Source organism: Mycobacterium sp. E1715 (assembly GCF_001667625.1).
In the GTDB taxonomy this organism is placed as follows: Bacteria; Actinomycetota; Actinomycetes; order Mycobacteriales; family Mycobacteriaceae; genus Mycobacterium.
In genome coordinates this window covers 1-10291 of the sequence record NZ_LZJJ01000038.1, presented here as the reverse complement: position 1 = coordinate 10291, position 10291 = coordinate 1, and the positions used below count along the sequence as shown (strand labels likewise).

Here is a 10291-nt window from a genome sequence, read left to right as displayed (position 1 = left end):
CAGCAGCCTGCTGGCCCGCGCCACCTCGCGCTGCAGCGGCGTCGCCTCGTGGTCGACGGTCCGCACCAGCCCGGCGATCTGACCGGTCTGGGTCGCCATCCCCGTCGCGGTCACCACCGCCCGCCCGACGCCCTTGGCGATCGCGGTGCCCTTGAACACCATGTCGGCCCTGTCGTCCCGATCCGCCGAGTCGGGCAGCGTCTGGGCGGCTTTGGGCACGGGTTCACTCAGGCCGGTCAGCGCGGCCTCGGACACCTCGAGGCCCGCGGCCCACAGCAGCCTCGCGTCCGCCGCCACCGCGTCGCCCTCGGCGAGCAGCAGGACGTCGCCGGGCTGGTGCGGACCGTCGACCACGAGGCGACGCCGCTGCAGCGCGAGGTGGCGCGGGCCAGCAGGCTGCTGGGCATCGCGGTGCTGGTGATCGCCGTCGTGGTGATCGCGACCATTCTCCTGGTCTTCGGCATCCACGGCGCTCACGACGTGGTGACGGCGGTGCTGCTGGGTGTCTCGCTGGCCGTGGCGGCCGTTCCGGAAGGCCTGCCCGCCATCATGTCGGTCGTGCTCGCGCTGGGGATGCGGCGGATGGCCGGCCGGAACGCCGTCGTCAAGGAACTGTCGTCCGCCGAGACCCTGGGCTCGGCATCGGTGGTGTGTTCGGGCAAGACCGGCACCCTGACGACCGGGGAGCTGACGATCGTGCGGGTCGTCACGCCCCTGGGCGAGGTGAAGGTCACCGGCGCCGGATACCGGCCCGAGGGTCGCCTGGAGCGCGACGGGGTCGCACTGCCCGAGGGCGACGACCTGTGGCGGCAGGCCGCGCTGGTGCTCGACGGGGGTGCTGCCGCCGGCGCGGCCACCCTGCGCGAGGAGGACGGCCGCTGGACGGTCCAGGGCGATCCCGTCGACGCGGCCTTCCTGGTGGCGCACCGCAAGCTCGACGACGGCTCGCGCCCGGCCCCGGCGCGCGTGACGACGGGCGACCCCGACGGGCTGCTCGACCGCTGCACCTACCTGCAGGCCGGCCGGCGGCTCGCCCCGCTCGACGAGTCGGCCAGGGCCACGATCCGGGGCGAGGCCGAGCGGCTCGCGCTGGACGCCCTGCACGCGGTGGCGGTCGCCTACCAGTCGGACGGAAACCTGGTCTACCTGGGCATGGTGGGCATCACCGATCCGCCGCGACCGGAGGCCGCGGCGGCGATCGCCGAGGCGCGCCGGGCGGGGGTGAGGGTCGTGATGATCACCGGCGACCACCCCCGGGTGGCGGCGCGCGTCGCCCGCAAGCTGGGCATCGAGGACAGGGAGGCGGCCGTGTCCGGCGCTCAACTGGCCACCCTGGACGACGAGCAGCTGCGGGAAACCGTGCGCCTGCACTCGCAGTTCACCCAGGTCGATCCGGCCGAGAAGCAGCGCATCATCGACGCCCTGCAGGCCGACCACGAGATCGTCGCCGTGACCGGGGAGGGGATCAACGACGCGCCCGCCCTGAAATCGGCCGACATCGGCATCGCCATGGGCCGCAGCGGCACCGACGTCGCCAGGGAGGCGGCGAACATGATCCTCGCCGACGACAACTTCGCGACCATCGTCCACGCCATTCGGGAGGGCCGGGGCATCTTCTCGAACATCAAGAAGACGCTGCGCTACCTGCTCTCCTCCAACATGGGCGAGATCTTCACCGTCTTCTTCGGCGTGGTGCTGGCCGGGGCGGTCGGCCTGGCGCGGGACCACTCCATCGCGCTGCCGCTGCTGGCCACGCAGATCCTCTGGATCAATCTGCTGACCGACGGCGCGCCGGCCCTGGCGCTGGGCGTGGACCCGCAGACCGAGGAGCTGATGAGCCGGCCGCCGCGCTCGGCGTCGGACCGGGTCATCGACGCGCGGATGTGGAACAACATCGTCGTGATCGGCGCGGCCGTGGCCGCCGCCACGCTGTTCACGATGCACCTCTACGCGCCAGACGGTCCCCTGCCGTCCTCCGTGGACACCGCCCGCACCGCGGGCTTCACCGTGCTGGTGATCGCGCAGCTGGTCAACACCATCAACGCCCGCTCGGAGACGACGACCGCGTTTCGCGGGTTCTTCGCCAACGGGTGGTTGTGGGCGGCGATCGGGTTGTCGGCGCTGCTGCAGGTGGCCGTCGTTCAGCTGCCCGCCCTCAACACCGCCTTCACCACCACGCCGTTGTCGGCGAGCCAGTGGCTGGTGTGCATCGGGATGGCCAGCACCGTCCTGTGGGTGAGCGAAATCCGCAAATTCATCCTGCGGTCATCAGGGTCGTGATCGCCTCGATGTCGGCCGGCCCGGGCAAACCCCAGTCGGGCTGGTAGCCCAGCAACTCGTTGACCTGCACCGTCTTCATGTCGATGTCGAGCAGTTCGATGGCCTCCAGCGGCACCAGCGCCGGATGGACGTAGCCGCAGGTGCGGGCCAGCTGGGCCAGTTCGAAACGCAGGGTGGCCAGGTAGTTGGCGCAGCGCACCGACTTCAGGTCCGGGTCGAGGCCGTGCTGCAGCCACGGCGACTGGGTGGCAACACCCGAGGGGCAGCGGCCGGTGTGGCAGCGCTGGGCCTGGATGCAGCCGATGGCGAACATCGCGGTGCGCCCGACGCTGACCATGTCGCAGCCGGTGGCCAGCGCCAGCAGCGCGTTCTCCGGGATGCCCAGCTTGCCCGACCCGACGAACACCACGTCGTGGTGCAGGCCGTGCTCGGCGAAGGCACGGTAGACCCGGGGGAGCGCCCACTTGAACGGCAGGGCGACGTGGTCGGTGAAGACCAGCGGGGCGGCGCCGGTGCCGCCCTCGCCGCCGTCGACGGTGACGAAGTCGACGCCGGTGCCGGTCCGGGCCATGCGCGCGGCCAGCTCACACCAGAACCGCTCTTCCCCCACCGCCGACTTGATGCCCACCGGCAGCCCGGTCGCGGCGGCGATGGTCTCCACCAGCTCCAGCAGCCCGTCGACGTCGCGGAACGCGGAGTGGCCGGCCGGGCTCTTGCAGTCCACCCCGGCCGGCACCCCGCGGATGGCGGCGATCTCGGGGGTGACCTTGGCGCCGGGCAGCACGCCGCCGAGGCCGGGCTTGGCGCCCTGGCTGAGCTTGATCTCGATGGCCCGGATCGCCGGCGTGGCCGCGACCCGGTCGACCAGCCGGGGCAGGCTGAACCGGCCGTCGTCGTCGCGGCAGCCGAAGTAGCCGGTGCCGACCTGCCAGACCAGGTCACCGCCGTTCAGGTGATACGGCGACACCCCGCCCTCGCCGGTGGTGTGCAGGGCGCCGGCCAGCGCCGCCCCCTTGTTCAGGGCGGTGATGGCCGCGCCGCCGAGCGCGCCGAAGCTCATCCCGGAGACGTTGACCACCGACGACGGACGGAAGGCCTTGGCGCGGCCCCGCGCGCCGCCGAGCACCTTCGCCGCCGGCAACGGAACGGCGGGGTCCGGGTGCTCGGGCGCGTCCGCCGGTGCCGCGACGGGAAACGCCGCGTGCTTGATGATCGGATAGTTGTGCACCCGTTCCAGGTCGTTGTCGGTGCCGAAGCCGAAGTACCGGTTGGCCAGCTTCGACGACGTGTACACCCAGCGCCGCTGGTCGCGGCTGAACGGCCGCTCGGCGTCGTTGTCGGTGACGATGTACTGGCGCAGCTCGGGGCCGACCGCCTCCAGGAGGAACCGCAGGTGCCCGATGATCGGGTAGTTGCGCAGGATCGTGTGCCGCCGCTGCAGCAGATCCCACCCCGTCAGCCCGGCCAGGCCACCGCCGACCACCGCGGCGACCGCGCGCGGCCTCAAGAATCGAAATTCGTGTAGACGCCCAGCACGTCACGGGCCGAGACGATGCCGACCAGCGCGCCGTCGCGCTCCACCAGCACGTGGCGGATGTAGCGGTCCATCATCCGCGCGGCGACCTGGTCCACCGAGGCCTCGGCGTCGCACCACACCAGTTTCGTGCTGGCCACCTCGGAGACCGGGGTGGTGGCGGGATTCCGCCCCGCGGCCACCGCCCGCACGATGTCGCGCTCGCTGACCAACGCGGCCGGCCGCGGGTCGTCGCCGATCACGATCGCGCCCACGTCGCAGGTCACCATGGCCCTGGCGACGTCGGCGATCGTGGCGTTGATGGGTACGCGTGCCACGGGGTCGCCGGTGATGGTGGCGATCGGGAGGGACCCCGTCGGAGAAATGTCAGTCACGTCCACCATGCTTGCCAGCCGGTGGCGGACCTTTCTAGTGACCTGAGTCCTCAATCCGCGTCCATCCGGCCCTAGCCGTCGCCGGGGCCTGGGATCAGGCTGGCACCCATGGGCGCTGTGGCACGTGAGCGGCTGGGCCGCTGGGTGGAGCCGGTGCTGGCCGCGGCGACCGTCGTCGCGTTGGCGGCCGGGGGGATCGCCTGGCTGGCGGGGGCGGCACGGGTCGCCGACGGCTGCTGGATCGCCGGCACGGTGGTGGCGGTGGTCCCCGCGGTGGTGTGGGTGCTGGCGGCGCTGCGCCGGGGCCGGTTCGGGGTCGACCTGATCGCGGTGTTGTCGTTGGTCGGCACGCTGCTGGTCGGCGAGTACCTCGCGGGCGCGCTGATCGCGGTGATGCTGGCCGGCGGGCGGGCGCTGGAGGCCGCCGCCGAGCGCCGCGCGTCCCACGACCTGCGGGCGCTGCTCGAACACGCGCCGAGGTTCGCCCGCCGCCGGGTGGGATCGGCGGTGGACGTCATCACGCTCGCGGACGTGGCGATCGACGACCTGCTGGTGGTGGGCCCGGGCGAGGTGGTGCCCGTCGACGGGCGCATTGCCGGCGCGGTGGCGGTGCTGGACGAATCGGTCCTGACCGGCGAACCGCTGCAGGTGGAGCGCGCCGACGGTGAGCCGGTGCGCAGCGGCGTGGTCAACGCGGGCAGCGCCTTCGAGATGCGGGCCACGGCCACCGCCGACGACAGCACCTACGCGCAGATCGTCCGCCTGGCCGCGGAGGCCGGGGCCCAGAACGCGCCCGTGGTTCGGCTCGCCGACCGGTACGCGGCCTGGTTCCTGCCACTGACCCTGGTGGTGGCCGGGGCGGCCTGGCTGGCCAGCGGGTCGCCCGTGCGGGCGGTCGCGGTGCTGGTGGTGGCGACGCCCTGCCCGCTGTTGCTCGCCGCGCCCGTCGCGATCGTGTCCGGGTTGTCGCGGGCGTCACGGCGTGGTGTGGTGATCCGCAGCGGGGGCGCTCTGGAAAACCTCGGGCACGCAACCACTTTGGTGATGGACAAGACCGGCACCCTGACCATGGGACGCCCCGCCGTCATCGACGTCGCCGCCGCGCCCGGACGCGACGCGATCGAGATACTGCGGGTGGCGGCCTCGGTGGATCAGATGTCCCCGCACGTGCTGGCCGAGGCGATCGTCACCGCGGCGCGGGCCCGCGACCTGGAGCTCTCGCTGCCCACCGAGGTGGTGGAGGAACCCGGCCAGGGCGTCACCGCCACCCTGGACGGCCGGCGGGTACACGTCGGCAAGCTCACGCGGGGCGCCGCGCACGCGGAATGGGCGCGGGCGGTGGTGAATCGCGCCCTGCTGGACGGGGCCGCGATCGCGTGGGTGTGCGTCGACGGGCGACCCGTCGGCGCCGTGTTGCTGCGTGACCCGCTGCGCCGCCACGCGCCGCGGACCCTGCGCCGGCTCCGCGAGGCCGGGCTGAACCGATTGGTGATGCTGACCGGGGATCGCGCCGAGCCCGCCCGCGAGGTCGCCGCCGTGCTGGGTCTGGACGAGGTGTACGCGGAGCAGACCCCGGCCGACAAGGTGGCCGCCGTGCGCGCCGAGTGTGACCGCGCGGTGACCGTGATGGTCGGCGATGGCGTCAACGACGCGCCCGCCTTGGCCGCGGCCACCGTCGGCGTGGCGATGGGCGCCCGCGGCGCGACCGCGTCCTCGGAGGCCGCCGGCATCGTGTTGACCACCGACCGGCTGGAGCGGCTCGCCGACGCGATGGACATCGCCCGCTGGTCGCGGCGCATCGCGGTGCAGAGCGCCGTCGTCGGCATGGCCTTGTCGCTGGCCGCGATGGGCGTCGCCGCCTTCGGGTGGCTGCCGCCGGCGGTGGGGGCGCTGGTGCAGGAGGGCATCGACGTCGCCGTGATCCTCAACGCGCTCCGCGCCCTGCGCGGCAATCCCGAGATCGAGGTCGACCTTCCCGCGCCGACGGAACAGCTGTTGCGGCGCTTCGACGCCGAGCACGACGAACTGCGCGACGCCGTGGACCTGTTGCGGGGCGCCGCCGATCGGTTGGCGGCCGCGGCCGACCAGTCGGCCCTGGAGTCGATCGGCCAGGCGTACGCCGTGCTCGTCGAGCGGATCATCCCGCACGAGCGCGCCGAGGAGACGCAGCTCTACCCGGCGCTGGCCCACCCGCTGGGCACCAGCGAGGCGACCGCCACGATGAGCCGGACCCACGCCGAAATCCAGCGCCTCTCCGACCGGATCGGCGCCCACCTGACCCTGGCCCGAAGAAGCGGGGCGATCGGCGCCGACCAGGTCGACGACCTGCTCGCGTGCCTCTACGGGCTGCATGCCCTGTTACGCCTGCATTTCCTGCAGGAGGAGGAAAGCTATTTCACCCTGGCCGACGACGAGCCCAATGAACCGAACCGCTTGGCGCACAAGCTATCCCGCTGACGGTGGCCGCTTCATGACCGTGCCGGGCAGCTCCGCGCCGATTTCGATGTCGTCGTAGTCGCGCCCGGCGCCCCCGCCCTTGCCACCCAGCGGCGGCCGCACCGGGACCATCGGGAGACCAGACGGCTGGGCTCCCCCCGGCGGAAGCGGGGACACCGCGGCGGCGAGCTGGACCGGTGGCTGGGCGCCGGGCAACATGCCCACCGTGGCGGGCGGCATGCTCAGCTTGCCCACCAGCACCGACACGCCCATCGCACCCCGGGGCGCCAGCCCCAGCCCGCCGGAGTTGACCGCGTTCGCCAGGTTCACCTCCGCCGTGCTCAACGCCGCCGAACCCTCAGCGAGGCCCTGGCCGATGTCGGAGCCGACGCCCTGCAGCGCCTGGGCCGCATTGATCTGCGCGACGTAGCTGAGCAGGTTGACGGGGAAGCCGCCGGCGATGAATTGATTGCCCCAGGTGCTGAAATAGGCGAACCAGCCCTTGTTGGGGTCGAACGGGCTGACACCAAGCTGGTCGATTATCGTCCCCGCGTTGGACGTCGACGAGGCGGCCAGCAGGTTGGCCGTGGTCTGGGTGGTGCCCGTGGCGGCGGGCAACACGGCGGCCTGGGTGGAGACGCCGGAGGGGTTGGCGACGGGCGGCGGCGACGAGAACTGTGACAGCTTCACCGCGCTCAGCGAGGTCGCGCCGTAGCGGTACATCGCCGCCGAGTTGTTGACCCACATCGCGTTGTACTCGGCTTCCGTCTCGGCGATGGCCGGGGCGTTTATGCCGAAGAAGTTGGTGGCCAGCAGCATCGCCAGCCGCGCGCGATTGGCCGCGACGACCGAGGGATGCACCACCGTCCAGTGCGTCAATTCAAATGCGGCCGTTACGGTTTCAACCGAGGCGGCGATCTCCTGGCACTGCGCCGCGGTGGTGCGCAACCACGCCAGGTACGGCTCGAACGCCTGGGCCATCGCCATCGCCGACGGCCCTTGCCAGGTCCCGGCCAGCGACGCGAGCTCCGCGGTGTAGCTGCTGGCCGTCGCCTCCAATTCGGCGCCGAGTTCTTGCCACACGGCGGCGGCTTCGATCATCGACCAGGCGCCGGGTCCGGAGTGGATCAGCGCCGAGGTGACTTCGGGCGGCAGCAGCCCAAAATCGATCACGTCTCGCCCAATGGAAGAGCAGGGCGGGCGGCGAGTCGCGCCGTCGACCTATCCGGCGGCGAAATTCTGCTTCCGGAGTGGTGAGGAACCATCGTCGTTCCTCATCCCCCGCTGGGCGGTCGGTGTATCACCTTCTTCGGGAGTTCCGCCCCGTATTCAAGGTCTTCGAACTTCTGCTGCTTGCGCTTGCGCCAGCCGCTGCCCGCCGAGCTGCCCGGAGGCACCGGCATCATCGGCATGAGCGGCATGCCGGTGAGCCCGGGCTCGGCGGGCAGGGGCGACACCGACGATGCGAGTTGCACCGGGGTTTGCGTCCCCGGCAGCAGACCCACCACCGCCGGCGGGGCGGTGAGCTTGCCCAGCGAGACCCCTACCCCCATGGCACCCGCGGCCGCACCGCCCGGCGCGGCCGAGACGGCGCCCGCCAGCCTGGTGATCGACGACGCCAGCGCGCCCTCGCCCTCCGAGAGCCCCAGGCCGATGTCGCTGCCCACGCCCTGCAGCGCCTGCGCCGAGGTGTTCTGCGCCAGGTAGCTGAGCAGGTTGATCGGGAAACCGGACGAGATGAACTGGTTGCCCCAGGTGCTGAAGTAGCTGAACCAGCCGGCGTTGGGGTCGAAGGGGGTGACCCCGAGCGAGTCGATGATGTTGCCCGTGCTCGACGCGCCGAGCAGCGACGCATTCGAGACCGCAGCCTGCTGGTTGACCGTCGACGACGGGTTCGCGATGGCCAGCGGCGAATTGAATTGGGACAGCGACGTGGTCGCTTGTGACGACGTGGCCTGATAGCGGCTCATCGCGGCCGAATTGTTCGCCCACATGGTCTGGTATTCGTCTTGCGTCTCGGCGATAGCCGCGGTGTTCTGGCCGAACCGGTTCGTGGCCAGCAATTGCAACAGCCGGGCCCGGTTGGCGGCAACCACCGCGGGCGGGACCACCGCCGCGCGGACGGCGGTGAACGCCGCCGCGGCCGACTCCGCGGAGGCGGCCATCTGGTGGGCCTGTTGCGCGGTCTCGCGCAGCCAGATCAGGTAGGGCTGCACGGCCTGCAGCATCGCCATGGAGGACGGCCCGTCCCACGACTCGATCAACGACGACAACACGGACGCGTACACGCCGACCGAGTTCTCCAGCTCGACGGCGAGACTCTGCCACGCGCCGGCAGCCTCGACCAGCGAACCCGCTCCGGGACCGGAGTGGATAAGGGTCGAGGTGACCTCAGGTGGCGCGAATAGGTCCATCACATCTCACATTGTCTATGCCGAGTACGCGACCGGAAAATTTCGATTACCAGGTTGCAAAGAGACCGGAAACATTACGCATTCACCCCCCAGGGTGCCGCCCTAATCCTTCCCCGTCGAGTTCCGGATGTGACGAACGATATACCCGTGACATTAGGGTATCCAAAGGCTTGCCCGACGTGGCCTTTTTCCGGCCCGGCCGCCGGCTTCCTCAGACGGTCACCGACGCCCCGCGCGCGACCTTGCCAAGGCCTACAGGCCGGGCAAGCAGATGGGAGCGCCGTAGCAGGGCGGCGGGCCGAGCGGGCGGCGGGGCGCGTCCCCCTCCCACACGAATTGGCCGACGTTGCCCATGCCGCCGACGGGAACCCAGTACCAGTGGTGGCAGACGCCCATGTCCCACCGGACATCCGGCATCGGCAACGGCTGCCCCGGGCACCAGTCGTGCGGGACCGTGAAGTTGTCCAGGGGCAGTGGGCCGATGACTTGCGGGGCGGGATTGCGCTCCGCCCCGGCGGTGCCCGCACCGAGCCCCAGGCCCGCCACCGCCACCCCTACGGACAACAGTGCCCCGGTGACGACCTTCCTGACCTTGTGATTGTTCGACATGGCCTGCGCCTTTCCTCGACGCTGGATGCTGAGGATCAGTATCCGCTCGCGCTGCTCAGATGAGCAGACAATGACCGGATCGCTACCGATCCCACGAAGAGTCCCGCGCCGCGACCTAGCTGCATAAATATCGGCGGACGCGTGGCCGAGACTTAGACTTCCGCAATGTTCTCGGAGACGCGCTATGCGATGAACGGGGACTTGCGCGTCGCGTATCGGGCGTCGGGTGAAGGTGTTCGCGACATTGTGTTCGTCCCGAACTGGTTCACAAACTGCGAGGTCTTTCCGGAGCTGCCGTCGATTCAGGGTTGGGTCGAGGCGGTGACATCGCTGGGTCGGCTGATCTTCTTCGACCAGCCGGGCACTGGGGCGTCAGATCCTGTCGAGCCTGGTGCCCTGCCGACCTTGGAGCAATGGGCCGACAGCATCACGGCGGTGCTCGACGATCTCGGGAGCGCTGAAGCGGTTCTCCTCTTGATCGATGGCGCGTTCGCGACCGGGGCATTGTTCGCGGCAACACATCCGTCACGCACAACGGCACTTGTTGTACTGGAGGGCTACGCCGATCCGGTCGCCGAACGCACCGAGGGACCCACTCCCGAGGAAGTCGTTGCCTTGATGGGCTCCATGTGGGGAACGGGGGA

General features: G+C 71.0%; 8 protein-coding genes and 1 pseudogene. 3 read left to right on the top strand and 6 right to left on the bottom strand.

The window, feature by feature from the left end:
* Positions 1 to 354: pseudogene (locus tag A9X03_RS28105) on the bottom strand (cation-translocating P-type ATPase); the annotation flags it as partial.
* Between A9X03_RS28105 and A9X03_RS02200 the strand changes: the two are divergent.
* On the top strand, positions 337 to 2280 hold the full coding sequence (locus A9X03_RS02200; protein WP_231975327.1) for an HAD-IC family P-type ATPase: 1944 nt from the start codon (positions 337 to 339) through the stop codon (positions 2278 to 2280). The pseudogene A9X03_RS28105 and the gene A9X03_RS02200 overlap by 18 nt on opposite strands.
* Here the strand turns inward: A9X03_RS02200 and A9X03_RS02195 are convergent.
* Together A9X03_RS02195 and A9X03_RS02190 are read right to left on the bottom strand one after the other, a co-directional pair.
* Complete coding sequence (locus A9X03_RS02195) at positions 2255 to 3787, bottom strand: FMN-binding glutamate synthase family protein (RefSeq protein ID WP_068259454.1); 1533 nt, start codon at positions 3785 to 3787, stop codon at positions 2255 to 2257. The genes A9X03_RS02200 and A9X03_RS02195 overlap by 26 nt on opposite strands.
* Positions 3784 to 4197: a CBS domain-containing protein gene (locus tag A9X03_RS02190; RefSeq protein WP_156670143.1), complete on the bottom strand. Its 414-nt coding sequence runs from the start codon at positions 4195 to 4197 to the stop codon at positions 3784 to 3786. The genes A9X03_RS02195 and A9X03_RS02190 overlap by 4 nt, the downstream gene beginning before the upstream one ends.
* A gap of 99 nt (positions 4198 to 4296) precedes the next feature.
* On the opposite strand from A9X03_RS02190, the gene A9X03_RS02185 reads away from it, so the two are divergent.
* Entirely contained in the window at positions 4297 to 6645 is a 2349-nt protein-coding gene (locus A9X03_RS02185) for a heavy metal translocating P-type ATPase (protein ID WP_068259451.1), read from the top strand.
* On the opposite strand, the gene A9X03_RS02180 is transcribed toward A9X03_RS02185, so the two are convergent.
* The 3 genes from A9X03_RS02180 to A9X03_RS02170 all read right to left on the bottom strand — a co-directional run bounded on the left by A9X03_RS02180 (position 6634) and on the right by A9X03_RS02170 (position 9647).
* Entirely contained in the window at positions 6634 to 7794 is a 1161-nt protein-coding gene (locus tag A9X03_RS02180) for a PPE family protein (RefSeq protein WP_067756541.1), read from the bottom strand. The genes A9X03_RS02185 and A9X03_RS02180 overlap by 12 nt on opposite strands.
* Positions 7795 to 7898: 104 nt before the next feature.
* A complete protein-coding gene (locus A9X03_RS02175; RefSeq protein WP_067779568.1) occupies positions 7899 to 9038 on the bottom strand; it encodes a PPE family protein in 1140 nt (379 codons plus the stop codon).
* Positions 9039 to 9290: 252 nt separating this feature from the next.
* Positions 9291 to 9647, bottom strand: coding sequence for a hypothetical protein (locus A9X03_RS02170; RefSeq protein WP_067756521.1), 357 nt, complete (start codon positions 9645 to 9647; stop codon positions 9291 to 9293).
* A 165-nt stretch (positions 9648 to 9812) separates the two neighbouring features.
* Here A9X03_RS02170 and A9X03_RS02165 point away from each other — a divergent pair.
* Positions 9813 to 10291: alpha/beta fold hydrolase (locus tag A9X03_RS02165; RefSeq protein ID WP_197508529.1), on the top strand; the 479-nt coding region annotated here is incomplete at its 3' end.

Bases quoted from the DNA above. Each gene is read 5' to 3' on its own strand.
- A9X03_RS02190 (WP_156670143.1), bottom strand. From the start codon at position 4,197: ATGGTGGACGTGACTGACATTTCTCCGACGGGGTCCCTCCCGATCGCC.
- A9X03_RS02185 (WP_068259451.1), top strand. From the start codon at position 4,297: ATGGGCGCTGTGGCACGTGAGCGGCTGGGCCGCTGGGTGGAGCCGGTG.
- A9X03_RS02175 (WP_067779568.1), bottom strand. From the start codon at position 9,038: ATGGACCTATTCGCGCCACCTGAGGTCACCTCGACCCTTATCCACTCC.
- A9X03_RS02170 (WP_067756521.1), bottom strand. From the start codon at position 9,647: ATGTCGAACAATCACAAGGTCAGGAAGGTCGTCACCGGGGCACTGTTG.